The sequence below is a fragment of the Pseudomonas brassicacearum subsp. neoaurantiaca genome, from assembly GCF_013608025.1.
Taxonomy (GTDB): Bacteria; Pseudomonadota; Gammaproteobacteria; order Pseudomonadales; family Pseudomonadaceae; genus Aquipseudomonas.
In genome coordinates, this window is the sequence record NZ_VDLV01000020.1 from 54910 (window position 1) to 78721 (window position 23812).

The 23812-nt window shown below is 60.9% G+C and carries 22 protein-coding genes; 9 read left to right on the forward strand and 13 right to left on the reverse strand.

Annotation, left to right across the window (positions count from 1 at the left end):
* The first annotated feature begins 117 nt into the window (after window positions 1–117).
* Both FHK92_RS13770 and FHK92_RS13775 read left to right on the forward strand, forming a co-directional pair.
* Window positions 118–720 (forward strand): Yip1 family protein, encoded by a 603-nt coding sequence (locus FHK92_RS13770; protein WP_030142419.1) that lies wholly within the window; start codon window positions 118–120, stop codon window positions 718–720.
* 174 nt (window positions 721–894) lie between these two features.
* On the forward strand, window positions 895–1389 hold the full coding sequence (locus tag FHK92_RS13775) for a SprT family zinc-dependent metalloprotease (RefSeq protein WP_030142420.1): 495 nt from the start codon (window positions 895–897) through the stop codon (window positions 1387–1389).
* 120 nt (window positions 1390–1509) lie between these two features.
* Here FHK92_RS13775 and FHK92_RS13780 read toward each other — a convergent pair whose 3' ends face one another.
* Together FHK92_RS13780 and FHK92_RS13785 are read right to left on the reverse strand one after the other, a co-directional pair.
* Window positions 1510–2685, reverse strand: a complete 1176-nt coding sequence (locus tag FHK92_RS13780; protein ID WP_181288519.1) for a CaiB/BaiF CoA transferase family protein — start codon at window positions 2683–2685, stop codon at window positions 1510–1512.
* 310 nt (window positions 2686–2995) lie between these two features.
* A complete protein-coding gene (locus FHK92_RS13785; protein ID WP_181288520.1) occupies window positions 2996–4327 on the reverse strand; it encodes a dicarboxylate/amino acid:cation symporter in 1332 nt (443 codons plus the stop codon).
* Between the two features lie 330 nt (window positions 4328–4657).
* On the opposite strand from FHK92_RS13785, the gene FHK92_RS13790 reads away from it, so the two are divergent.
* Entirely contained in the window at window positions 4658–5656 is a 999-nt protein-coding gene (locus FHK92_RS13790) for an AraC family transcriptional regulator (protein WP_181288521.1), read from the forward strand.
* 186 nt (window positions 5657–5842) lie between these two features.
* Here FHK92_RS13790 and FHK92_RS13795 read toward each other — a convergent pair whose 3' ends face one another.
* The 3 genes from FHK92_RS13795 to FHK92_RS13805 form a co-directional block, all read right to left on the reverse strand.
* Window positions 5843–7189 carry an ATP-binding protein gene (locus tag FHK92_RS13795; RefSeq protein ID WP_181288522.1) on the reverse strand — a complete coding sequence of 449 codons (1347 nt, stop codon included), beginning with the start codon at window positions 7187–7189 and terminating at the stop codon, window positions 5843–5845.
* Window positions 7186–7863 carry a response regulator gene (locus FHK92_RS13800; protein WP_181288523.1) on the reverse strand — a complete coding sequence of 226 codons (678 nt, stop codon included), beginning with the start codon at window positions 7861–7863 and terminating at the stop codon, window positions 7186–7188. The genes FHK92_RS13795 and FHK92_RS13800 overlap by 4 nt, the downstream gene beginning before the upstream one ends.
* A gap of 92 nt (window positions 7864–7955) precedes the next feature.
* On the reverse strand, window positions 7956–8555 hold the full coding sequence (locus FHK92_RS13805) for a hypothetical protein (protein WP_181288524.1): 600 nt from the start codon (window positions 8553–8555) through the stop codon (window positions 7956–7958).
* A gap of 142 nt (window positions 8556–8697) precedes the next feature.
* On the opposite strand from FHK92_RS13805, the gene FHK92_RS13810 reads away from it, so the two are divergent.
* Both FHK92_RS13810 and FHK92_RS13815 read left to right on the forward strand, forming a co-directional pair.
* A complete protein-coding gene (locus tag FHK92_RS13810; RefSeq protein ID WP_181288525.1) occupies window positions 8698–9486 on the forward strand; it encodes a dienelactone hydrolase family protein in 789 nt (262 codons plus the stop codon).
* A 172-nt stretch (window positions 9487–9658) separates the two neighbouring features.
* Entirely contained in the window at window positions 9659–10384 is a 726-nt protein-coding gene (locus FHK92_RS13815) for a 4'-phosphopantetheinyl transferase family protein (RefSeq protein ID WP_219916049.1), read from the forward strand.
* A gap of 129 nt (window positions 10385–10513) precedes the next feature.
* On the opposite strand, the gene FHK92_RS13820 is transcribed toward FHK92_RS13815, so the two are convergent.
* Window positions 10514–12124, reverse strand: a complete 1611-nt coding sequence (locus FHK92_RS13820; RefSeq protein ID WP_181288527.1) for an ATP-binding protein — start codon at window positions 12122–12124, stop codon at window positions 10514–10516.
* A complete protein-coding gene (locus FHK92_RS13825; RefSeq protein WP_181288528.1) occupies window positions 12121–12843 on the reverse strand; it encodes a response regulator transcription factor in 723 nt (240 codons plus the stop codon). Before FHK92_RS13825 ends, FHK92_RS13820 begins: the two co-directional genes overlap by 4 nt.
* Before the next feature lie 835 nt (window positions 12844–13678).
* Here FHK92_RS13825 and FHK92_RS13830 point away from each other — a divergent pair.
* Entirely contained in the window at window positions 13679–16570 is a 2892-nt protein-coding gene (locus FHK92_RS13830) for a ribonucleoside-diphosphate reductase subunit alpha (RefSeq protein ID WP_181288529.1), read from the forward strand.
* A 274-nt stretch (window positions 16571–16844) separates the two neighbouring features.
* On the opposite strand, the gene flgE is transcribed toward FHK92_RS13830, so the two are convergent.
* The 6 genes from flgE to FHK92_RS13860 form a co-directional block, all read right to left on the reverse strand.
* A complete protein-coding gene (gene flgE, locus FHK92_RS13835) occupies window positions 16845–18143 on the reverse strand; it encodes a flagellar hook protein FlgE (RefSeq protein WP_181288530.1) in 1299 nt (432 codons plus the stop codon).
* Window positions 18144–18171: 28 nt separating this feature from the next.
* Window positions 18172–18894, reverse strand: a complete 723-nt coding sequence (gene flgD / locus FHK92_RS13840; protein WP_181288531.1) for a flagellar hook assembly protein FlgD — start codon at window positions 18892–18894, stop codon at window positions 18172–18174.
* 15 nt (window positions 18895–18909) lie between these two features.
* Entirely contained in the window at window positions 18910–19353 is a 444-nt protein-coding gene (gene flgC, locus FHK92_RS13845) for a flagellar basal body rod protein FlgC (protein WP_030142433.1), read from the reverse strand.
* 3 nt (window positions 19354–19356) lie between these two features.
* Window positions 19357–19764 (reverse strand): flagellar basal body rod protein FlgB, encoded by a 408-nt coding sequence (gene flgB, locus FHK92_RS13850; protein WP_181288532.1) that lies wholly within the window; start codon window positions 19762–19764, stop codon window positions 19357–19359.
* Window positions 19765–20117: 353 nt separating this feature from the next.
* Window positions 20118–20945 (reverse strand): protein-glutamate O-methyltransferase CheR, encoded by an 828-nt coding sequence (gene cheR, locus FHK92_RS13855; RefSeq protein ID WP_181288533.1) that lies wholly within the window; start codon window positions 20943–20945, stop codon window positions 20118–20120.
* A gap of 54 nt (window positions 20946–20999) precedes the next feature.
* Window positions 21000–21926, reverse strand: coding sequence for a chemotaxis protein CheV (locus FHK92_RS13860; RefSeq protein WP_181288534.1), 927 nt, complete (start codon window positions 21924–21926; stop codon window positions 21000–21002).
* Between the two features lie 77 nt (window positions 21927–22003).
* Here FHK92_RS13860 and flgA point away from each other — a divergent pair, with 77 nt between their 5' ends.
* From flgA to FHK92_RS13875, 3 genes are all read left to right on the forward strand, one after another.
* Window positions 22004–22765, forward strand: a complete 762-nt coding sequence (flgA, locus tag FHK92_RS13865; RefSeq protein ID WP_181288535.1) for a flagellar basal body P-ring formation chaperone FlgA — start codon at window positions 22004–22006, stop codon at window positions 22763–22765.
* 161 nt (window positions 22766–22926) lie between these two features.
* The gene (gene flgM, locus FHK92_RS13870) at window positions 22927–23241 is read left to right on the forward strand and encodes a flagellar biosynthesis anti-sigma factor FlgM (RefSeq protein ID WP_181288536.1); all 315 of its coding nucleotides are present in this window, start codon (window positions 22927–22929) and stop codon (window positions 23239–23241) included.
* Between the two features lie 49 nt (window positions 23242–23290).
* Window positions 23291–23758, forward strand: a complete 468-nt coding sequence (locus FHK92_RS13875; protein ID WP_181288537.1) for a flagella synthesis protein FlgN — start codon at window positions 23291–23293, stop codon at window positions 23756–23758.
* Window positions 23759–23812 lie beyond the last annotated feature (54 nt).

Genomic DNA, 23812 nt, shown 5'->3' on the forward strand with positions numbered 1-23812 from the left:
CTCCTTTCTATACTGCGGCATAAGGTCGCACACACTTACAGACCTTTACTTACCCGGCCACTTGGCCCGTAGGCGCTCCGTTGGGGGGCGATGGCAATAACAAAGGAGTGACTGACTATGATCCATCATGTCGTGGGGCTCTTTACCCACCCTGATCAAGAATGGAAAGAAATCCGTGGCGATCAGGAGGAAAGCATCAGCCACATGTACCTTACCCACACGCTGATCCTGGCGGCCATCCCGGCGGTGTCGGCGTTCATCGGTACCACGCAGGTGGGATGGGTCATCGGCAATCGTCCGCCGGTCATGCTCACGCAGGAAAGCGCGCTGTGGATGACCATCATGTCTTACCTCGCCATGTTGGGCGGCGTGGCGGTGATGGGTGCGTTCATTCACTGGATGGCCCGCACCTATGACGCCAGTCCTAGCCTGGCCCGGTGTGTCGCGTTTGCCACCTATACCGCAACCCCGTTGTTCATTGGTGGCCTGGCGGCGCTGTATCCCCACATGTGGCTGGGGATGATCGTCGGCACTGCGGCGATCTGCTACACCGTCTACCTGTTGTACGTGGGCCTGCCGACGTTCATGAACATTCCCCAGGACGAAGGCTTCCTGTTTTCCAGTTCGGTGCTTGCTGTCGGCCTGGTGGTGCTGGTCGCCATCATGGCGTTCACGGTGATTGTCTGGGGGCTGGGCGTTGGTCCGGTCTACACCAATTGAAGCTACACCCATTGAAGGATTGAGGCTCTCCAACAAAAAACGATCTGCCACCACAGGCCGCCGCAAGGCGGCCTTCCTCTGTGTCTGGATCTACCAGGACGACCGCTGGGCGCCTGAGCGATTCGCAACGGCCAGCGCTTGCGGCATACTCGCCTTTCTGGAGACCCGTAAAGCATGCTCGAGCAACTCAATACCCGCGTCGAAGAGTGTTACCAACAAGCCGAATCCTTTTTCAAACGTCCTTTCAAACGCCCGGTGGTCAGCCTTAAATTGCGCGGCCAGAAAGCCGGCGTCGCGCATTTGCACGAAAACCTGCTGCGCTTCAACCCACAGCTGTACCAGGAAAACGCTGAAGACTTCCTCAAGCAGACGGTTGCCCACGAAGTGGCGCACCTGATTGCCCATCAGTTGTTCGGCGACCGTATCCAGGCCCATGGCGAGGAATGGCAACTGATCATGCGTGGGGTCTATGAACTGCCACCCAACCGTTGCCATACCTACGAGATCAAGCGCCGCACCGCGACCCGCTACATCTATAAATGCCCGTGCGACGGCAGCGATTTCCCGTTCACGGCCCAGCGCCACCGTCTGGTGCGCCAGGGGCGACGGTACTTGTGCCGCAGTTGTCGCAACACGTTGGTGTTCAGTGGGGAGACGCGGGTCGAATAGCAGAGTTTTGTGGTGCCTGGGCTGGCCTCATCGCGAGCAAGCTCGCTCCCACAGGGGTCTAGTGAACGCCGCAGACCCAATGTGGGAGCGAGCTTGCTCGCGATGGCGGCCTGACAGACGCTACAAAACCACCCCGCGCTTACGCAACGCCTCGATCCGCTCAGCACTAAACCCCAACGCCCCCAACACTTCGTTCGTATGCTCCCCCAGCCTCGCGCCAATATGCCGAGGCTCGGGCAGCCCTTCGGAAAACTTCAATGGACAGGCCATCTGCGCCTGGCTCGATCCATCGCCACGGGGCACTTGGGTGACTAGCTCCCGAGCTTTCAACTGAGGATGCTCAATCGCCTCGTCCAGCCCCAACACCGGCTCGACGCAGGCATCGACCTTGGCAAATATCGCGCAAAGCTCGGCGAAATCGCGCTTCTCGAATTCAGACTGCAGTTCCTGCTTGAGCCGTTGAGCAGGCTCCGATGACAGCCCCAGGGCTCTCAACTCCGGTCGCCCCAGCGCCTCGCAAAGCGCCTGCATGAAAGCCGGTTCCAGACTCCCCACCGACATCCAGCGGCCATCGCGGGTGCGGTAATAATCATAAAAGCTGCCGCCGTTCAGCACGTGGTTTTCCCGCCCCGGCTCCACGCCACAAGCCAGGTAACCGGCACCGGCCAAGGCATTAAGGCTGAAAACGCAATCGGTCATGCTCACGTCCAGGTGTTGGCCCTGCCCGCTCTGCTGTCGGGCGATCACCGCCGCCAACAGCCCGATCACTCCATGCAACGAACCACCGGCGATGTCCGCCGCCTGGATCCCCAGCGGCAACGGGCCGCTGTCGGCACGGCCGGTGTGGCTCGCCAACCCCGCCAAGGCCAGGTAGTTGATGTCATGGCCGGCGCGGTCCTTGTAGGGCCCCGTCTGGCCGTAACCAGTAATGGATACGTAGATCAACCGGGGATTGATCGCTTTCAAGGCTTCATACCCCAGGCCCAACCGCTCCATCACGCCGGGGCGGAACTGTTCCAACAGGATGTCATGGTCGGCCAATAGCCGTTTGATGATCTCCAGCGCCGCCGGCTGCTTGAGGTCCAGCGCCAGGCTGCGCTTGTTGCGATTGAGGTAGGCATGGCTGGCCGAGACGCCCTCATCGTGGGGCGGCAGGATCCGCAGCAGATCCGCACGGTCCGGCGATTCGATGCGCAGCACCTCGGCTCCCATGTCCGCCAGCAACAGCGAGGCAAACGGCCCCGGCAACAGGGTCGAGAAATCCAGAACCTTGAGCGATGCCAGTGGACCTTGCATGGAAGATCTCCGTTTTGAATGTGCATCCAAGACTAGGCAGAGGCTGAAGGTGGGGCAATTACCGAAGAAAGCGTTCGGGCTGACAATTGTGCTCGATGGCTGATGGAAAAACCTGTGGCGAGGGGATTTATCCCCGCTGGGCTGCGAAGCGGCCCCATTAGTCAAAAAACGCTGCGGTTTATCAGACAAAAAGCAGGGGGCCGCTGCGCAGCCCAGCGGGAGCAAGCTCCCTCTCCACAAAAGCCTGTCTGCCGATAATTGCGCCCAACAAAAAACCCGCCGAAGCGGGTTTTTCGTCACAGGCCGAAAATCACTTCACGGACACCGCGGTATCAGTCGTTGCAACCACGTCGTCTTCTTCACGAACATCGGAAATACCGCGACCACCGGAGGCCAGTTCAGTCTGCAACTGGTCTTCGTCCAGCTCCTTGACCCACTTGGCGACCACGATGGTGGCAACGGCGTTGCCCACCAGGTTGGTCAGGGCGCGGGCTTCGGACATGAAGCGGTCGATGCCCAGGATCAGTGCCAGGCCGGCCACTGGCAGGGTGCCCACGGCCGACAGGGTGGCCGCCAACACGATGAAGCCGCTACCGGTCACGCCAGCCGCACCTTTGGAGGACAGCAACAGCACCGCCAGCAGGGTGATCTGGTGAGTCAGGTCCATCGGGGTATCGGTGGCCTGGGCGATGAACACCGCGGCCATGGTCAGGTAGATCGAGGTACCGTCGAGGTTGAACGAGTAGCCAGTCGGGATCACCAGGCCAACCACGGACTTCTTGGCACCCAGGCGCTCCATCTTGATCAGCATGCGCGGCAGGGCCGATTCCGAGGAGGAAGTGCCCAGCACGATCAGCAGTTCTTCACGGATGTAGCGGATCAGTTTAACGACACTGAAGCCGTGGGCGCGGCAGATGGCGCCCAGCACCACCAGCACGAACACCACGCAAGTGATGTAGAAGCAGATCATCAATTGGCCCAGTTGCACCAGCGAACCAACACCGTAGGCGCCGATGGTGAAGGCCATGGCACCGAACGCACCGAGCGGCGCCAGCTTCATGATCATGTTGATGATGATGAACATCACTTGGGCGAAGCGATCGATGAAGTCCAGCACCGGCTTGCCGTAGGCACCCAGGCGATGCAGGGCGAAACCGAAGATCACCGAGAACATCAGCACTTGCAGGATGTCGCCGTTGGCGAACGCACCAACGATGGTGCCTGGGATCACGTTGAGCAGGAAGGCAACGATGCTCTGGTCTTTACCTGCCGCAATGAAACCGGCGATCTGCTTGGTGTCCAGGGTCGCTACGTCGATGTGCATGCCGTTGCCCGGTTGCACGACGTTGACCACGACCAGGCCGATCAGCAGGGCAATGGTGGAAACGATTTCGAAGTACAGCAGCGCGTAGCCGCCGGTCTTGCCGACCGATTTCATGTTCTGCATGCCAGCGATGCCGCTGACGACGGTGCAGAAGATGATCGGAGCGATGACCATTTTGATCAGTTTGATGAACCCGTCACCGAACGGCTTGAGGGCAACGCCGGTCTGCGGGTAGAAGTGGCCGAGCAAAATGCCGATGGCAATGGCTACGATCACCTGGAAATACAGGGATTTGTACAGTGGCTGACGAGTCGTCATGGCAAACCTTCCTCAAGAGTCCCGTGGGCAACATCCACCTGTTGTCCACGACACCTCAATTGCGAACCCTCCTGCACTGGAGGGATTTGTTGTGTCGGCTGCACGCGGCAGACCTGCACAGGGCATCGCAAGGCCCGTGCCATTTTGAGGAAATGTCCTACAACCCGCGTTGCAGAACGCTTTTGTTGATTCGTCGTCGGTTAAACGGGCGGCGACGGATGGCGGATTTCCGCCAAGACCCCGTTTCTCACTCCTGGATTTGGCGGATATCCGCCTTGTCCAGCCCGGACGCCCTGCTACCATCGCCGGCTCAACGGACGGATTTGAGCCATGCGCCAACGCACGATCGCCAGCCACTTCGCCCGCGCAGCCCTGGGCGGCGCGCGCCGGCACGGGTTTGACTATCTTCCCCTGCTGCAACAATTGGGTATCAGCCCGGAGCTGCTCGACGAACCGCGAGCGCGAATCGCCCCGGAGCAGTTCGCCCGGCTGTTGCAGGCGCTATGGGCGGACCTGGGGGATGAATTCCTCGGATTTGGCCGGGCCGCGAGTAAACCCGGGACGTTTGCCATGATGTGTCACACGTTGATCCACTGTCGGACCCTGGGCAAAGCCCTGCAACGCGGCCTGCTCTTTTACAGCCTGTTTCCCGATGCACCGAGCCTGACACTAGACACCGAAGGAGAACGGGTCCGGTTGAGCCTGGATGAGTCGACACTGCGCGATCCCGATCATTTCCTGACGGAAAGCCTGCTGGTCATCTGGCATCGCCTCGGCAGTTGGCTGATCGGCCAGCGGATCGGCCTGGAGCAGGCGACCTTCAGCTATGCCAAGCCTGCCCACGGCGCGGAATACGACCTGCTGTTCCCCTGCCCGCTGGTATTCGAGGCTCGACGCACCAGCCTGTTGTTTCACAGGCGCTACCTGGACATGCCGCTGCTCCAGGACGAGCGAACGCTCAAGCATTTTCTCGAACGCTCACCCGCCGACCTGCTGTCGCGCCCGGACGATGGCCACAGCCTGAGCAGCCAGCTACGCCGTCTGCTCAGCCGCGACACGGCGCGCTGGCCCGACCTGGACACCGTCGCCGCGCATCTGCACATCAGCTCACAGACGCTGCGCCGGCACCTTCGCGAGGAAGGCACCAGCTTCCAGGAACTCAAGGATCAACTGCGGCGGGATATCGCCATCTACCATTTGGGCCGGGCGGACCTGTCGTTGCAGCAGATTGCCGAGCAGCTCGGGTTTTCGGAGCCGTCGGCGTTTCATCGGGCGTTCAAGAAGTGGACGGGGGTGACGCCTGGGGCGTATCGGGAGTTGGAGAGCTGAGTGGTGATATCCCACTTCTGTGGTGTGCTGCCCTGTGGCGAGGGGATTTATCCCCGCTGGGCTGCGAAGCGGCCCCCTGCGCTCTGTCTGACACACCACCGCCACCCATTTGGGGCTACTGCGTAGCCCAGCGGGGATAAATCCCCTCGCCACAAAGGCCGGCAAACACACCGAAAAATATTCCAGTCAAACCACCGGAAACAGAATCCGAAACGCCGCCCCGCCCAACTCCGAATCCCCCAAGGTCAACCGCGCGCCATAGCTCTCGATGATGTCCTTGACCACCGCCAACCCGATCCCCTGCCCCGGATGCTGGCGATCCAATCGTTCGCCCCGCTGGAGAATCCGCGCACGCTGGTCGGGCGGTACGCCCGGGCCATCGTCTTCGACGCTCAACTCCGTACCGCCGAGGGTCTGGTGCACGCTGACCCGCACTTCCCCCAGGCACAGCCGATAGGCGTTTTCCAGCAGGTTGCCAAGCATCTCCAGCAACGCGCCCTGTTCGATGGGCACCTGGCAATGCTCCGGCAAATCGAAATGGACCTGGACGCGCTTGTCTCGATAGACCTTGTCGAGAGTGTCGCACAGGCTCTGCAGGACCGGGCGCAGACGCACCTGGTGGCGCACCAGCCCGCTCTTGCGCAGGCTGGCCCGTTGCAACTGGTAGCCGATCTGCTGGCTCATGCGTTCGATCTGAGTCTGCAGCACCCAAGCCTGTCCACGGTCCTGCGGGCGCCGGGCCATGTCTTCGCTGACGCCCTGCAACACGGCCAACGGGGTTTTCAGGCTGTGGGCCAAGTCATCGAGGGAATCGCGATAGCGGCTGCGCTGTTCACGCTCGCTGTGCAACAACCGGTTAAGCGAGCCCGTCAGGCGCAACAGTTCCCGCGGGTGTGCAGTGCTCAAGCTTTCCCGCGTACCCGCTTCGATTTCGTCCAGTTCCTGGCTCAAGCGTCGCAAGGCGCGCAAGCCCCAGGTCAGGCCGATCCACAACAGCGCCAGCAGCACCAACAAGGCCGCACCAAAGCCAAGGTAAAGATTGTCCCGCAACCCTTGGAGGGTCACTTCGTAATCACGCACCGGCTGCAAGGTGACGATACTGAACGCCGCGCTCTGGCCGCCGAGCAGCTTGACCTCGACGTCATAGACAAAGAATTCCTGGCCGTTGTCCTCGCGGATACGCGCGAATTGATTGCCCTGGCCGTCATAGCGCGGCGTGTAGTTGATGTGTTCTTCCTGGGTCGCCTTCGAGCGCCAGACCAGGTTGCCGTCGCGATCATAGATGTAGCCCAGCAGGCGGGCGTCGGCGAGGTTGAAGCGTTCATCCGGCAGTTGCGCCGGCATCTTCAATCGACCATTTTCCACCCGGGCGGCGGATATCAGCGTGGTCACATCCGAGGCCAGCCGTTGTTCGATGGACTCCTGCAGGGCGAGGCTGAACGCGCCCTGCATTGCCGGCAACAACGCCAGCATGAACAACGCCGCCAGGGTCATGGCGGCCAGCATCAAGCGCAGCCGTAGCGAACGAATCACTGGCAGCGCTCGTTGAACAAGTAACCCAGGCCCCGCACGGTATCGATCGGCTTGAAGCCGGCCGGGGCTTCCAGTTTGCGGCGCAAGCGGCCCACCAATACCTCGATGACATTGGGATCGCGCTCGTCGTCATCCGGGTAAAGCTGCTCCATCAAGCGGTCCTTGGCGACCACCTGCTGGTGATGGCGCATCAGGTACTCAAGGATGCGGTATTCATAGGCCGTCAATGGAAGTGGTTCTTCGCCGAGGGACGCCTGCTTGCGGTTGAGGTCCAGCAGCAATGGCCCGGCGACGATGGTCGATTGGGTGAAGCCGCTGGAGCGTCGCAGCAAGGCATTGAGCCGGGCCTCCAGCTCTTCGAATTGGAAGGGCTTGACCACATAGTCGTCAGCCCCGGCGGCGAGGCCTTCGACCTTGTCCTGCCAGTTGCCGCGGGCGGTGAGGATCAAGATCGGGAAGGTCTTGTCCTGTGAGCGCAGCCGGCGAATCAACTCCAGGCCGCTGATGCCTGGCAAGCCAAGGTCGATCACCGCCAGGTCATGATTGAACTCGCGGACCTGATACAAGGCCTCTTCGGCATTGGCCACGGCCTGGACCACGTGGCCGCTGTCAGTGAGCCGGGTTTGCAGGTGATGACGCAACAGCGCTTCGTCTTCGACAACCAATAGTTTCATGGGCCTCTCCCAGGAGATTCAGAACAGCCATGTCAAACAAGGCGCCGGATCGTCTTGGGCCGATCCGGCTGCACGTTTCCATCTCCTGCCGCCTAGAAGGTGTAGTTCGCCGACAGATAGGTCTGGGCGCTGCTGGTCAGGTCCAGCGAACCGACCTTGGCGCCATCGTGCGGACTCATCTCGGTACTGGCATTGCTGCGCAGGTAACGGTACCCCAGTTCTACCGAGGTGTTTTGTGAAATCTGTTGCAGGACGCCGCCTTGCAAGCCCACCGCGTAGCCGATGTCGGTGTCGCGGCTGAAGCCTGGGGAGTCTTGGGTCAATTTGGTCAGGCCCGCCGTGCCACCGCCAAACAGTTTGGTGCTGCTGGTGACCGGATAGAACAGGTCGTAGCTGCCCAACAGGTTTTCCTGGCGCAGCTTGATGCCGTTGTGGCTGCCCGATACGTTGTCGTAGGTGGCGTAGTAGCGACCTTGATCGTTCTGCCGGCCCAGGCGCAGGCCGTAGGTGGTGTCCTTGGCGATCGCGCCGTCGGCGTTGGGATTGTTCAGGTTCTGGTCCAGGGCGTTGGATTTCTTGATCTTGTCGCTGGTCTGGCCGAGGGTCAGGCTGGCGAAGTTGTCATCGGCGTGGGCCATGGCGCTGGCGCCCAGTACAGTGAATGCCAGCAATAGTTTTTTCATAGCAGTCATGATCCGATTCCTTATGAAGCAATGGTTGGGTGAAGTCGCAGCCACGATAGCCATCGCTCCCTGAACACCCCTTGAACGTTCTCTGAACCTCGGCTGAATGAATCGGCTAGTCTGTGTGCACCACTTTTTAAGGAGATCGATCATGCGCAGGTTGCTTGCTGTTGTACTTCTGGCCTTGAGCGGCGCCAGTCACGCCGCCATCCAGACCCAGGAGATTCCCTACACCAGTGCCGACGGCACGAAGCTGATCGGCTATTACGCCTACGACGATGCGGTCAAGGGCCCGCGCCCAGGCGTGGTGGTGGTGCATGAGTGGTGGGGACTGAACGATTATTCCAAGCGCCGCGCCCGTGACCTCGCCGGTCTTGGCTACAGCGCCCTGGCCATCGACATGTATGGCGACGGCAAGAACACCGAGCATCCCAAGGACGCCATGGCGTTCATGCAGGCAGCGCTCAAGGACAGCCAGGCGGCCAGCGCACGCTTCCAGGCCGGGCTCGACCTCCTGAAGAAACAACCCCAGACCGATCCGGACAAACTCGCCGCCATCGGCTACTGCTTCGGTGGCAAGGTGGTGCTGGACGCAGCGCGCCAAGGCGTGCCACTGGCTGGCGTGGTGAGTTTCCACGGTGCCCTGGTCACCAACACGCCGGCCACCCCTGGCAGCGTCAAGGCCAAGATCCTCGTGGAGCACGGCGCGCTGGACAGCATGGTCACCGAAGACAACGTCACCGCGTTCAAGAGCGAGATGGACAAGGCCGGCGCCGACTACAAATTCGTCAGCCTCGAAGGCGCCAAGCACGGCTTCAGCAACCCTGACGCCGACCGTTTGAGCCACGGCGAACATGGCGGGCCGGACATTGGCTACAACAAGGAAGCCGATCAGAAGTCATGGGCGGACATGCAGAAGTTCTTCAAGAAGATCTTCTGATCCTTACCGTTCCTGTGGCGAGGGAGCTTGCTCCCGCTCGGTTGCGCAGCAACCGCAAAATCCTGGGGCCGCTGACCGGCCCAGCGGGAGCAAGCTCCCTCGCCACAAAAGCCATCCCGCTCAAGCGTCTCCCCACTACCCAGCCTCAAGCCAACCCGGCAAAATGCCCGGCATGAACCCACTTCCCGCCCTGCCCGCCTGCTGCTCCCCTCTGGATGAACATTGGCTGCTGCCCGACGCCTTGCCCGATACGGTGCTGCTCAGCACGCGCTTCGACCCGCTGCTGCTCGTCGCGGCTGATTTCCCCAACAGCGCCGTCGAACAGCCGGCGAGCATCCAGCGCTCGGTGGCCAAGCGTCAGGCGGAATTCCTCGCCGGACGGATCTGCGCCCGGGCGGCCTTGCATCGGCTTGATGGGATCGCCTGTATTCCTGCCATCGGCGAAGACCGTGCACCTGTCTGGCCTGCTCATATCAGCGGTTCGATTACCCACAGCACCGGCCGGGCAGCCGCCATCGTCGCGCAGAAACAACGATGGCAAGGCCTCGGCATGGACCTTGAAAACCTCCTCGACCCCGAACGCGCCGAGCGCCTGGCCGGGGAAATCCTCACCCCCGCCGAGCTGCTGCGCATGGCGCCCCTCTCGCGGGATGACCGGGCGCTACTGGTGACGTTGACCTTCTCGGTCAAGGAAAGCCTGTTCAAAGCGCTGTACCCGATCGTCGGGCAGCGCTTTTATTTCGAACATGCCGAGGTGCTGGAATGGTCCCACGGCGGGCAGGTGCACCTGCGGCTGCTGACCGACCTGTCGCCCGAGTGGCGTCATGGCAGTGAATTGCATGCGCAATTCGGGGTGAAGGATGGGCAATTGCTGAGCCTGGTGGGGATCGAGGCCTGAGATCTCTAGTGCCTGTCTAGGCCTCTTCGTCGGATCGCCGCCCGGAGCAGGCTCGCTCCCACATTGGAATGCGTCCAACTTGTGGGAGCGAGCCTGCTCGCGAAGAGGCCGGCCCAGGCGCTGCACCTTTCAAGACCGATCCTGATGCCGCGGCCAACTCAAGCTGAAACACGCCCCGCCCAGGCTTTTGCTCTTGCTGATCAGAGCGCGGCCGTCATGCCAATGGATAATCCGCCGCACGATCGACAGCCCCAACCCATGACCTCCCGAGGCGCGCGCGCGGCTGTCGTCCAGGCGCAGGAACGGCTTGAAGACTCGCTCCCATGCCGCCTCCGGCACCCCCGGTCCGTCATCCTCGACATCGATCCGGCAACGCAACTGGCCCACCTGATAACTCACCGTCACCCGCGACTTGGCGTGGCGCATCGCATTGCCCACCAGGTTCTGTAGGGCGCGATGCAGGAATCTCGGCTCGGCCTCGACCCAGGCATCATCGCAATCAGCGGCGGACAGGCATAGGCCACGCTCCACGGTAACCCCGGCGCGCAGCGGTCCCAATTCTTCGATGACTTGGTTGACCAACGCGTCCAGGTCCAACCGCTGGAAATTCAACGCCGGTGATCCCTGCTCCAGACGCGCATACGTCAGCATTTCATCCACCAGCCGGTCGAGGTCTTCGATGTCGTGGTCCATGCCGGCCAGGTACTTGTCACGAGCCTGGGGCGTGCTGGCGCTGCCGAGCATTTCCAGGCCGAAACGCAGGCGCGCCACTGGCGTGCGCAGCTCGTGGGACACCGCGCGCACCAGCTCCCGCTGGATCGCCAGCAATTGCTGGAGATGCTCGGCCATGCCATTGAACGCCGCGGCCAGCCGTCCCACCGAGTCGGCACCGCGCGCCGGCACGCGGGTTTCCAGGCTGCCCTGGGCGATCTGGGTGGCGGCTGATTCCAGGCCGCGCAGACGTCGTTCCAATTGGCGCACCAGCAAGTAGACGATCAAGCCGATCAGGCTCAACCCCAACGCCGCGATAAGCACCAGCCATTCGGGCGGATACGGATTCATCTGGTACAGCGGGCCGATTTCCAGGACCCACGGCGTGCCGACCATACCGGCAAACACGCGAATAGAGTCGCCGCCCTTGCCCAGCGCCATCACCGTATCGCCCTCGGATACGCGTCGACGCTGGTCTTCGTCCATGTCCGCCTTATCGGCGGTCATCAAGCTCAGGTCGAAACCGAAACCTTTGTCGCGCTTGAGTTGCGCCAGCCGTTCGGGCTGCTCGGCCACCGGGTAACGCACCAACTCATCGGCCAGCAGGTAGATCGTCGCCCGGGCCAGTTGCTCGCTGATCTGGCGAACTTCGCCGACCAGCGTGAGTTGCTCGCCATCGCTGACCAGCCGATAGACCTTCGCCGCATGGGGCCCGGTCTGCTCCACCAGGACCTGCCCACGCAGGACGCGGGTGCGCTGGCCCAGGTCGAGGTCCGCCTGGCTGAGCACCTGCAGTTCCAACGGGATGCCCAGCAGGCGCGCCCACACCGCCAGGGCGCGACGGCGCTCGGTGTCATTCATCGGCCGCAAATTATCGGCCATCAAGGAAAACGTGCCGTGGGCCAGGCGCTCGCGGTATTGCTCGCCGCGCGTCTGGTTGAGTTGGTGCAACGCCAGCACGCCAAGCACCGCCACCAACACCAGCGCTGCGCACATGCCGCCGTAGATGCGCAGGAAGATCGAGTTCACGGAGCGGCGTCTACGCAAGCTTCGGGGACGAACAGGTAGCCTTTGCTGCGGATGGTCTTGATCAAGCGTGGGTGGTCGGGGTCATCGCCGATCTTGGGACGGATGCGCGAGATGCGCACGTCGATGGAGCGGTCCTGGCCGTCGTAGCCGATGCCGCGCAGGGCGGTGAAAATCTCCTCGCGGGACAGGATGCGCCCGGCATTGGAGACCAGCAGCCAGAGCAAATCGAATTCGGCGCTGGTCAGCTCGATGCCGTTGCCCTGCAGCCAGGCTTCGCGCAAGGCGTCGTCCACCACCAACGGACCGAACTCCAAGCGCCTCTGCTTCGGCGGCACGGCAGGTTCCGGTTCGCTGCGCCGCAGCAGGGCCTGGACGCGCGCCAGCAGCAGGCGTGGGCGCACGGGCTTGCAGACATAATCGTCAGCTCCCAGGTCCAAGCCCTGGATCTGGTCGCTGTCGTCGGTTCGCGCCGTCAGCATCAGAATCGGTCCGTCGTAGCGCTCGCGCACTTTGCGGCAGATGCTCAGGCCGTCTTCGCCGGGCAGCATCAGGTCGAGAATGACCAAGTCCGGCTGCTCATCGATGATCCGCTGCGCCGCCACCGCGCCGTTGCCTTCGATGGCGACGCGCAGGCCGTTGCTTTCCAGATATTCGCGGGTCAGCTCGGCGAGACGCTGGTCATCCTCGACGATCAAAATCTGCCAGGCTTCTTGTTCCACTGGGGGGCCTCTTCTTTTTGTGGGTATAAAGGAAAACGCGAACCCTGTGGGAGCGAGCTTGCTCGCGATGGCGGTGTATCAGCCGACAAAAATGTGGATGTGAATCCGCTATCGCGAGCAAGCTCGCTCCCACAATGACTACCGCCCCTCCATCTTTTGTCATATCGGAAGAGGAGGATAAACACGCCCATGCACCGGCCGATTGTATAAACGCCACCTGCGCAGAAAACAAGCGGACAAATGCGTTCGGTCGGGCTGGATTTGTGTGGTAACGTCCGCGCCCGCAAAAAACCTCAGGCTGTTTTCGAGTCGTCAAAAACATCGAAAAAAGGCTCGCTCCAGCTAGGTCGCGGCCTACAGAGCAGTTCCACGTTTCGCACACAAATTACGCACAGGCTTATCCACAGGTAGCACGTTGATTCACGCCCGAAAACGCATTATCTTGTAGCCCGCCGCGCAAAAAACCCTACATGTAGGGTTTCAGGCCAAAAACCAAACACAAGTCGGATAGAGAATTCAAGCGCTTTTCTTGCCTCTGTCCTCCTGTAACACCGTAGTTTCCCAAGTCCAGACCGCCCCTGCGGATGGCAACCGTTTCCCAGGTCGAAAACGACCGAAACGGTACGGGTGTTGCAGTTCTTTGCTGCCACCTTAGCAAACCAGGTTTCGAGCCCAGGCCCGTTACCCAAGAACTTCGGATGGAGGCGGTGCCAGTGGCCCGCCTCCTACTGTCCCGAAGTTGTTATGCCCGGCGTCAGTCGGTTGTAGTGCTTCAGGACGGAACGGTGGGCACCGTGATGGTGCCCAAATAAACATAGAGAACGTGGAGACACCCATGCACACCGACACAACTCGCGAGAACCCGCAGGGCACCGCGCCGCTGGCCGCCGATTCGAGCCCGGATCTGTCCGCCACCGCGCCTGGTCAGCTGCGCGTGATCAAGCGTAACGGCACTGTCGTTCCCTACACCGATGACAAGATCACCGTCGCCATCACCAAAGCGTTCCTCGCAGTTGAGGGCGGCACCGCTGCCGCCTCGTCGCGAATCCACGACACCGTGGCCCGCCTGACCGAACAGGTCACCGCGACCTTCAAGCGTCGCATGCCTTCGGGCGGCACCATCCACATCGAAGAAATCCAGGACCAGGTCGAACTGGCCCTGATGCGTGCCGGCGAGCAGAAAGTGGCTCGCGACTACGTGATCTACCGTGACTCCCGCGCCAAGGAACGCGCCACCCGCACGCCGGCCGACGCACCGGTCCAGGCCCACCCTTCGATCCGCATCGCACGCGCCGACGGCAGCCTCGCGCCGCTGGACATGGGCCGCCTGAACACCATCGTCACCGAGGCCTGCGAAGGCCTGGAAGAAGTCGATGGCGACCTGATCCAGCGCGAAACCCTGAAGAACCTCTATGACGGCGTCGCCCTCAAGGACGTCAACACCGCCCTTGTTATGACCGCGCGGACCCTCGTGGAGCGCGAGCCGAACTACTCGTTCGTGACCGCTCGCCTGCTGATGGACACCCTGCGCGCCGAAGGCCTGAGCTTCCTGGAAGTCGCCGAGAGCGCGACCCACCACGAAATGGCCGACCTGTACGCCAAGGCCCTGCCGGCCTACGTCGCCAAGGGCATCGAATACGAATTGCTGAACCCGGTCCTGGCCGAGTTCGACCTGGAAAAACTCGGCAAGGCGATCAACCACGAGCGCGACCAGCAGTTCACCTACCTGGGCCTGCAGACCCTGTACGACCGTTACTTCATCCACAAGGATGGCGTGCGCTTCGAACTGCCGCAGGTCTTCTTCATGCGCGTGGCCATGGGCCTGGCGATCGAAGAGAAGCAGCGTGAAGACCGTGCGATCGAGTTCTACAACCTGTTGTCGTCCTTCGACTACATGGCCTCGACTCCAACCCTGTTCAACGCCGGCACCCTGCGTCCACAGCTGTCGAGTTGCTACCTGACCACCGTGCCGGACGACCTGTCGGGCATCTACGGCGCGATCCACGACAACGCCATGCTGTCGAAATTCGCCGGTGGCCTGGGCAACGACTGGACCCCGGTTCGCGCGTTGGGCTCGTACATCAAGGGCACCAACGGCAAATCCCAGGGCGTCGTGCCGTTCCTCAAAGTGGTCAACGACACCGCCGTTGCGGTCAACCAGGGCGGCAAGCGCAAGGGCGCGGTCTGTGCCTACCTGGAAACCTGGCACATGGACATCGAAGAGTTCATCGAGCTGCGCAAGAATACTGGTGATGACCGTCGTCGTACCCACGACATGAACACTGCCAACTGGATCCCTGACCTGTTCATGAAGCGCGTCTTCGATGACGGCAAGTGGACCCTGTTCTCGCCGTCCGAAGTGCCGGACCTGCACGACCTGACCGGCAAGGCCTTCGAAGAGCGCTACGAGTACTACGAAGCCCTGACCGAGTACAACAAGATCAAGCTGTTCAAAGTCGTCCAGGCCAAAGACCTGTGGCGCAAGATGCTGTCGATGCTGTTCGAAACCGGCCACCCATGGCTGACCTTCAAGGACCCGTGCAACCTGCGCAGCCCGCAGCAGCACGTGGGCGTGGTCCACAGCTCGAACCTATGCACCGAGATCACCTTGAACACCAACAAGGACGAGATCGCCGTCTGCAACCTGGGCTCGATCAACCTGCCGAACCACATCGTCGACGGCAAGCTGGACACCGCCAAGCTGCAACGCACCGTCAACACCGCCGTGCGCATGCTCGACAACGTGATCGACATCAACTACTACTCGGTGCCGCAAGCGAAGAACTCGAACTTCAAGCACCGTCCGGTCGGCCTGGGCATCATGGGCTTCCAGGATGCGCTGTACCTGCAGCACATCCCGTACGGTTCGGACGCTGCGGTCGAGTTCGCCGACAAGTCCATGGAAGCGGTCAGCTACTACGCCATCCAGGCTTCCTGCGACCTGGCCGACGAGCGCGGCGCCTACGAGACGTTCCAGGGTTCGCTGTGGTCCAAAGGCGTCCTGCCGCTGGACTCGCAACAGATCCTGATCGCCCAGCGCGGCGAGAAGTACATCGACGTCGACCTGAAGGAAACCCTGGACTGGGCACCGGTTCGTGCCCGTGTGCAGAAAGGCATCCGCAACTCGAACATCATGGCCATCGCACCGACCGCCACCATCGCCAACATCACTGGCGTGTCGCAGTCGATCGAACCGACCTACCAGAACCTGTACGTGAAATCGAACCTGTCGGGCGAATTCACCGTGATCAACCCGTACCTGGTCCGCGACCTCAAGGCCCGCGGCCTGTGGGACTCGGTCATGATCAACGACCTGAAGTACTACGACGGTTCGGTGCAGCAGATCGAGCGCATCCCGCAAGAACTCAAGGAGCTCTACGCCACCGCGTTCGAAGTGGACACCAAGTGGATCGTCGACGCCGCCAGCCGTCGCCAGAAGTGGATCGACCAGGCTCAGTCGCTGAACCTGTACATCGCCGGCGCCTCGGGCAAGAAGCTGGACGTGACCTACCGCATGGCTTGGTACCGTGGCCTGAAAACCACCTACTACCTCCGTGCCCTGGCCGCCACCAGCACCGAGAAGTCGACCATCAACACCGGCAAGCTGAACGCGGTTTCCAGCGGCGGCAACCACGGTGACGACTCGGTCCTGGCTGCTCCAGCAGGTCCTGCGCCAGTGCCAAAAGCCTGCGCGATCGACGAGCCGGATTGCGAAGCTTGCCAATAAGCTGAGCGGGCGGGCGCGTAAAGGCGCCCGCTGAAAGAAGCCCCCGATAGGCCATTGGTTTATCGGGGGCTTTCTTTTGTCTGGAGGAAAGTCGGCGCCTGTGCCGGCCCCATCGCGAGCAAGCTCGCTCCCACAAGGATTTGTGAACGCCGAAAATCCAGTGTGGGAGCGAGCTTGCTCGCGATGAGGCCGGTCCAGGCAATACAAAACTGAAGCTCATAAAAAAGCCCCTCTTTCGAGGGGCTCCTTGTGCAGCTTCAAGCAACCATCGATATCAGGTCATCTGAATGATGGTCTGCATGATGGTGCTCTGGGTGGAGATGGTCTTGGCGTTCGCCTGGTAGTTGCTTTGCGCCTTGATCAGCTCGACCAGTTCGTTGGTCAGGTTGACGTTGGACTCTTCCAGAGAGTTGGAGACGATCGAACCCAGGGTGCCGGTTTGCGGAGCGTCGTAGCCCGGGATACCCGAGGCGAAAGTTTCCTTCCAGCTGGTGCCGCCTACTGGCTGCAGGCCTTGCTCGTTGGTGAAGCTGGCCAGGGCGATCTGACCGATCGGCTTGGTCTGGTTGTTGCTGAAGTTGGCGAGCATCACGCCGCTGCCATCGATGGTCAGGTTGGTGATCTGGCCAGTGGCGTAACCGTTCTGGGTCGGAATCGACCGCGCGGTGTCGGCGTTGAACTGGGTGGTGTTGCCCATGGAAATGGTGATGGTCGGGGCGCTGGCGGCGCCGTTGGGGGTCCAGGTTCCGTTGGTCACGGTGCCGGGAATCCAGCCGGTCAGTACCAGATCGCTGTTGACCGTCGCTGGCGGAGTGGTGACCGAGGTCAGCTTGCCGCTCGAGTCGAAGTTCATGGTCGAAGGGACTGGCGCAGTCGCACCGGTCGTGGTCGGCAGGCTGCCGTTCAGGTTGCGACCATCGATCAAGGTATAAACGTTCCAGGTATTGCCGGCAGTCTTGACCATGTACTGGTCCATCGAGTGCTGGTTACCCTGGGTGTCGTAGATCGGCGTGGTGAACTGCTTGGTGAAAGTAGCGGTATCGGCCGGGTTGAACGCAACGGTAATCGGCGTCGCCGTCGAGTTCAGGTTGATCGTCGACGAAACCAGGCTGGTGGCTTGTGGCGGCAGGTTCGAGGTGTCGATGCGCAGGTCGGTCAGGATGCCGTTGAGGATCTTGCCGTTGGCGTCCACGCCGTAGCCCTGCAGGCGTGCAGTGCCATCGCTGTTGGTGACGTAGCCTTCCTTGTCGGTCTTGAATGTACCGGCACGGGTGTAGCTCAGCGAACCGTCGTTATCCAGGACAAAGAAGCCCTGGCCTTGAATGCCCATGTCCAACACGTTGCCGGTGTTGTTCACGTCACCCTGGCCGAACTGTTGGGAAACGTTGGCCAGGCGCACGCCGTTGCCGACGGTCTTGCTGCCCGAACCCAGCTTGGTGGCCGAGTAGACGTCTTCGAATTCCGCGCGGGATGATTTGAAACCGGTGGTCGCCACGTTGGCGATGTTGTTGCCGGTCACGTCCAGCTGTTTGTTGGCTGCATAGAGACCGCTAAGGCCGATGTTGAAAGACATGTTGACTCCTTTTGCCGGTTAGTCGGCTCTACATACCAATAGTTTGTACTTTGGACAGGGCAATGCTGCCCAGCCCGGCCAGGTTGAGCATCAGCTCACCGCCCGTCTGGCTGATCGTCACACTGCTGACCGTAGCCGGCAGGTTGGTGATCAGCGACGTAGCCTTGCCGTCGATGGTGGTCGAGGCCGCGAAGGTGTACGTGCCCGACTCAACCGTCGCACCCGCATCGTTCTTGCCATCCCAGATGAAGGCCGAGTTGCCTGCTTTCTGGCTGCCCAGGTCGATGGTGCGGACGGTCTTGCCATCCTTGTCCACGATCTTGACTGCCAGGGAAGACACGGCCGAAGGCACCACCACCGTGCCGTTGAGGCTCTTGGAAGTGTCGACCACGGCCTTGTCGCCGGGAGCGATCACCGAGCGACCGACCAGGGACGACGCTTGCAAAGCCTGGGACGAGTTGTAGTTGCCGGCGATGCCACTCACGGTCTGGTTGAGCGTGGTGATGCCTTCCAGGCTGCTGAACTGCGCCAGCTGGGCAACGAATTCACCGTTGTCCTGGGGCTCCAGCGGGTTCTGGTTCTTCAGCTGGGTCACGAGCAATTGCAGGAACGCATCCTTGCCCAGCTCTTTCTTGCCGGTCGCCGCACTGGTTGCCGCGCCCAGGCCATCGGTCGTGGTGGTGGTCTTGACCGAAGAGTTGGCGAGGATCTCGTTAAGGCTCAAACCGCCGGTGGTGTTGGTGACGCTCATGTGACTCGCCCCTTATCACTGACCGAGGGTCAGGACCTTCTGCATCATGGTTTTGGCGGTGTTCATCATTTCGGCGTTGGTCTGGAAAGAACGACTGGCGGAAATCATGTCGGCCATTTCTTCAACGACGTTGACGTTCGGGTAGTAGACGTAGCCCTTGGCGTCGGCCGCCGGGTGATTGGGCTCGTAACGGGCCTCGAGGTTGCTCTGGTCTTCGACCACGCCGAGTACCTGCACGCCCTGCCCGGCCGCGTCCTGCTCCTGGAACAGCGAGTCGCCGCCCGTGGATTGGCCGCCCTGGAACATGGTGGCGAACACTGGATGACGGGCGCGGTAGGTCTGGTCGATGCTCGACGAAACGGTCTCGGCGTTGGCGATGTTACTGGCGACGGTGTTCAGGCGAGTGGTCTGGGCACTCATGGCACTGCCGGCGATGTTGAAAACGCTCGCGATCGACATGGCTTACTCTCCACGCAGGGCCGATACCAGCCCTTTGAATTTACTGTTGAGCAGGGTGAAGCTAGCCTGGAAGTTCACGGAGTTTTCCGCGTAGTTGGACTGTTCCAGTTGAGCGTCCACGGTGTTCTGGTCGATCGACGGTTGCATCGGCGTGCGGTACATCAGCGACTCGTCGCCGCTGCCCACGCCTTCGGCTTCGATATGACGGCTGTTGGTCATGTTCAAGGCGAAGTGGCCGTTCTTGGCTTTTTCGTTCTGCTCGGCGAGGACCTTGGAGAAGTCCAGGTCGCGCGCCTTGTAATTCGGGGTGTCGGCGTTAGCGATGTTGTTGGCCAGGACTTCGGCACGCTGGGCGCGGAAGCTCAGGGCCTGTTCGTGGATACCGAGCGCTTTATCGAAGCTGATGCTCATGTCGGAAACCTTTGGGTGACCAGAATGTACGTACGAGAGTTTTAGCAAGCGCCGTGCCACTTTGAAAAAGCCCGTAAACCGGGGCTTTGCGGGGATCGGCAACGCGGCAATGCCAGAAAAGCGGCAATCGGTTTCCGCTGGCTGCCGCTTTTCTGCCGCTTTCATCTGGCAAAGGAGGTCAAAAATGTGGGAGCGAGCTTGCTCGCGATAGCGGTCTGTCAGTGACAGCGTTTTCGAATCTGCCGCCGCTATCGCGAGCAAGCTCGCTCCCACAGGGGACGGTGGCGAATGAATATCAGCAGGCCAAAAAAAGGGAGCCCCGTGGGGCTCCCGATTTTTATAACCCAAGCCAATCACTTCGCCTGGTAAATGATCCCCGGACTGCACTGGACCATCTGGTAATGATCCGGCAAGCCGTTCAACGCCTCGGAAGCGCCAAGGAACAGATAACCACCCGGCTTCAGGGTGCTGTGGATACGCAGCAGGATGTCCTTCTTCACTTCCGCGGAGAAGTAGATCAGTACGTTGCGGCAGAACACGATGTCGAACTTGCCCAGGCTGGCGTAGCTATCCAGCAAGTTGAACGAACGGAACTCCACACGGCTCTTGATGGGCGCCTTGACCACCCATTTTCCCGGCCCTTTCGCGTCGAAATAGCGCTGCAGGCGATCGGGTGACAACCCACGGCCAATGGCCAGGCTGTCGTACTCGCCGGTCTTGCAGTTATTGAGCATGGTCCCGGACAGGTCGGTGGCGACAATTTGCACGCCCGCCTTCAGTTGGCCGAGGTTGGTCCGCTCGAATTCATCGATGGACATCGACAGCGAATAGGGTTCCTGCCCCGACGAACACGCTGCCGACCAGATCCGCAGGCGTTGGCCCGGGCTGGCCTTGATGGCCGCCGGCAACACCTTGTTCTTTAAAACCTCAAAGGGATAGGTATCACGAAACCACAGGGTTTCGTTGGTCGTCATGGCATCCACGACCATCTCACGCAAGCCACTGCGCGGCTGGCTCTGGATACGCTGGACCAGTTCGCCCAATGACTTGATGCCTTGCTGTTCCATCAATTTGTTGAGACGGCTCGACACCAGGTACTGCTTGTTTTCACCAAGCAAGATGCCACAGGCTTTTTCCAGGAAGACCCGGAACTGTTCGAAATCCAAATTACCCGTAGACAAGATGCCGCCTCTTTTCACTGTGTTTACTTGCCGGACGCACAACGCGCCCGACCTTTAGCCTGCTGTCTTGATTCGCTCGACGACCCGGGAAGCCAGGTCATCGGGCCGGAACTTGGCCAGGAAATCATCGGCGCCGACTTTCTTGACCATCGCCTGGTTGAATACCCCGGACAAGGAAGTATGCAAGATGATGTGCAGTTTCTGCATGCGCGGGTCGCTGCGGATTTCCGACGTCAGCGTGTACCCGTCCATCTCCGGCATCTCGATGTCGGAGATCATCATCAGGAACTCCTCTTCCGGCCGCTTGCCCTCGTCGACCAGCTTGCGCAGGTAATCCAGCGCTTGCCGTCCGTCGTTCAAGGCGATCACCTCGACGCCGACCGTCTGCAGGCAACGCGTGACCTGCTTGCGTGCCACCGACGAATCATCGACGGTCAGCACCCGCAGGGAAACTGCCTTGTGCTGCGTCTCGGCATCCACCACGCCGACGGAAATGGTCTCCGGCGTTGGCGCGACTTCAGCGAGGATTTTCTCCACGTCGATGATTTCAACCAACTGGTTGTCGACCCGCGTCACCGCCGTGAGGTAGTGGTCGCGACCCGTCCCCTTGGGTGGCGGATGGATCTCTTCCCAGTTCATGTTGACGATGCGCTCCACCGACCGCACCAGGAACCCTTGGGTCTTGGTGTTGTACTCGGTGATGATCACAAACGGATTGCTCTGATCCAGCAGTCGCCCGGAACCGGTCGCCATCGCCAGATCGAGAATCGGGATCGTCGCTCCCCGGATATTCGCCACACCGCACACGACGGGACTGGACTTGGGCATCAGGGTCAGCTTAGGGCATTGCAGCACTTCGCGAACCTTGAATACGTTAATTCCATACAATTGTTGGCCATCGAGACGGAACAACAACAGCTCCAGGCGATTCTGACCCACCAGCTGTGTGCGCTGGTTTACCGAATCCATCACTCCCGCCATGCCCTGACTCCTAATCACGCTAATGTGTCCGTCGCGCATTCATCACTAAACGGCACGGGGCTTGCTATTGAACCGGCATGAACGCACAAACGACATTTTCTCGACGCCTGACCACTCACTGCCGCCACTGGCTCGGTGCACTGCTGGCTGCCTGCCTGCTCGCTTCTGGCGGTCCTGCCGTCGGTGCTGAAGTAACCTTGCCTGATCTCCTTATCGGCGTCACTCAGGGCTTTCTTGAGTTCACCGTAGAAGACTATCTGGCAACCAGTCAAACGGAAGGTCGCTACGAGATCGAAGTCAACCAGCTCGACCCGCGCCTGCGGATGCCAATGTGCGACAAGGAATTGACTGCCTCGCTGGAGAGTCCGGCCAGGCCGTTGGGCCGCGTCACGGTGAAGGTTCGTTGCGACAGCGCGGCGCCCTGGACGGTGTTCGTGCCCGCTCAAGTGCGCCTGTTTCGTGAAATTGTCACCACCACTCGCCCGCTCAAGCGCGCCGGGATTGTCGAGCCCCAGGATGTGGTGTTGCGAGAACGCGACGTCAGCCAGATCACCCAGGGCTTCCTGACCTCCGTTGATCAGGCGATCGGGCAGAAACTTGTCCGACCAATGGTCGCCGACCAGGTCGTTACTCTCGTGCACCTGGAACAGGCCGAAGTGGTTCGCAAGGGCGACCAGGTGGTCATCACCGCCCGCAGCGGCACATTGGCCGTGCGGATGCCGGGCGAGGCCCTGTCCAACGGCGGCATGCGCGAACAGATTCGTGTGAAGAACCTCAACTCCCAACGGGTCATCAAGGCGCAAGTGATAGCGCCTGGCCAGGTGGAAGTGGCCATGTAAGGAGGGTAGACAGGCTGGCGCTTGACCTCGGTGTTCCCTAGACTGTGCCTTGTACAAAGGCAAGCGCAGACGTGCGCTCGTTCATTGAAAAATGAGCCTAAAGTTTTTTTGGGGATGGCCGAAAACATGGCAAGCGTCCAAATACCCAGAGGTTTTTTACCATGGTCATCGATTTCAATCGTTTAAACAGCTCCTCACCTGTGACAGGTACTGCGCGTACCAGCGCCAGCAAGGAAACCGTCGAAACCGACAAATCCAAGCCAGCCGAACAGGCCGCCACTGTCAACAATGGGGAGTCGGTACACCTCAGCAATGAGGCTCAGCAGTTGCAGAAGGTCACTGACAAGCTGCGCGATCAACCTGTCGTCGACAACGCCCGCGTGGCCGCGTTGAAAGCAGCAATCGCCGATGGCAGCTATCAAGTCGACAGCAACCGTGTAGCCAGCAAGCTGCTCAACTTCGAAGCCCAGCGCTAGGCCGTCCGCCGGCGCGAGGCTTTTGGACGCTCAAGACCCAAGGCCAGCCATGCACGACACTAATTTGTTGCAACTGATCACCGACGACTTCGCTCCCGCTCAACAATTGCTGGAGCTGTTGCAGACCGAAGCCCTGGCACTCCATGGCCGGGACATGCCGCTGCTGGAAAATATTCTGGCGCAGAAACAGGCATTGATCATTTTGCTCGACCAGCATGGCCGCAAGCGCAGCGAGATTCTCGCCAGCCTCAACCTGCCCGCAGACAATAACGGCCTCGAACAATTGGCCAGCCAATCGTCGGTTGGCGATCAGTTATTGTCCCAAAGCGCAGTGCTCAACGACCTGCTCAGCCAATGCCAGGCCGCCAACGCTCGAAACGGCCAATCCATCCAAATGCAACAGGCCGCCACCGCCAATCAGTTGCGCATCCTCAATGGCGGGGAAATCCCGACGCTGTACGACGCTCGCGGATCGACCGCGAAACTGGTCAAACACCGTCCGCTCAGCCAGGCGTGACGCGAACGATGACTGCGCACTATCAACGCGCGAAACATGCTGGCAAAATGCTGG

What these genes read in the sequence shown, in the direction of transcription:
- FHK92_RS13770 (WP_030142419.1), top strand. Translation starts at nt 118, where the DNA reads ATGATCCATCATGTCGTGGGGCTCTTTACCCACCCTGATCAAGAATGG.
- FHK92_RS13775 (WP_030142420.1), top strand. Translation starts at nt 895, where the DNA reads ATGCTCGAGCAACTCAATACCCGCGTCGAAGAGTGTTACCAACAAGCC.
- FHK92_RS13780 (WP_181288519.1), bottom strand. Translation starts at nt 2,685, where the DNA reads ATGCAAGGTCCACTGGCATCGCTCAAGGTTCTGGATTTCTCGACCCTG.
- FHK92_RS13785 (WP_181288520.1), bottom strand. Translation starts at nt 4,327, where the DNA reads ATGACGACTCGTCAGCCACTGTACAAATCCCTGTATTTCCAGGTGATC.
- FHK92_RS13790 (WP_181288521.1), top strand. Translation starts at nt 4,658, where the DNA reads ATGCGCCAACGCACGATCGCCAGCCACTTCGCCCGCGCAGCCCTGGGC.
- FHK92_RS13800 (WP_181288523.1), bottom strand. Translation starts at nt 7,863, where the DNA reads ATGAAACTATTGGTTGTCGAAGACGAAGCGCTGTTGCGTCATCACCTG.
- FHK92_RS13805 (WP_181288524.1), bottom strand. Translation starts at nt 8,555, where the DNA reads ATGACTGCTATGAAAAAACTATTGCTGGCATTCACTGTACTGGGCGCC.
- FHK92_RS13810 (WP_181288525.1), top strand. Translation starts at nt 8,698, where the DNA reads ATGCGCAGGTTGCTTGCTGTTGTACTTCTGGCCTTGAGCGGCGCCAGT.
- FHK92_RS13815 (WP_219916049.1), top strand. Translation starts at nt 9,659, where the DNA reads ATGAACCCACTTCCCGCCCTGCCCGCCTGCTGCTCCCCTCTGGATGAA.
- FHK92_RS13830 (WP_181288529.1), top strand. Translation starts at nt 13,679, where the DNA reads ATGCACACCGACACAACTCGCGAGAACCCGCAGGGCACCGCGCCGCTG.
- flgE (WP_181288530.1), bottom strand. Translation starts at nt 18,143, where the DNA reads ATGTCTTTCAACATCGGCCTTAGCGGTCTCTATGCAGCCAACAAACAG.
- flgD (WP_181288531.1), bottom strand. Translation starts at nt 18,894, where the DNA reads ATGAGCGTCACCAACACCACCGGCGGTTTGAGCCTTAACGAGATCCTC.
- flgC (WP_030142433.1), bottom strand. Translation starts at nt 19,353, where the DNA reads ATGTCGATCGCGAGCGTTTTCAACATCGCCGGCAGTGCCATGAGTGCC.
- flgB (WP_181288532.1), bottom strand. Translation starts at nt 19,764, where the DNA reads ATGAGCATCAGCTTCGATAAAGCGCTCGGTATCCACGAACAGGCCCTG.
- FHK92_RS13860 (WP_181288534.1), bottom strand. Translation starts at nt 21,926, where the DNA reads ATGGCGGGAGTGATGGATTCGGTAAACCAGCGCACACAGCTGGTGGGT.
- flgA (WP_181288535.1), top strand. Translation starts at nt 22,004, where the DNA reads ATGAACGCACAAACGACATTTTCTCGACGCCTGACCACTCACTGCCGC.
- flgM (WP_181288536.1), top strand. Translation starts at nt 22,927, where the DNA reads ATGGTCATCGATTTCAATCGTTTAAACAGCTCCTCACCTGTGACAGGT.
- FHK92_RS13875 (WP_181288537.1), top strand. Translation starts at nt 23,291, where the DNA reads ATGCACGACACTAATTTGTTGCAACTGATCACCGACGACTTCGCTCCC.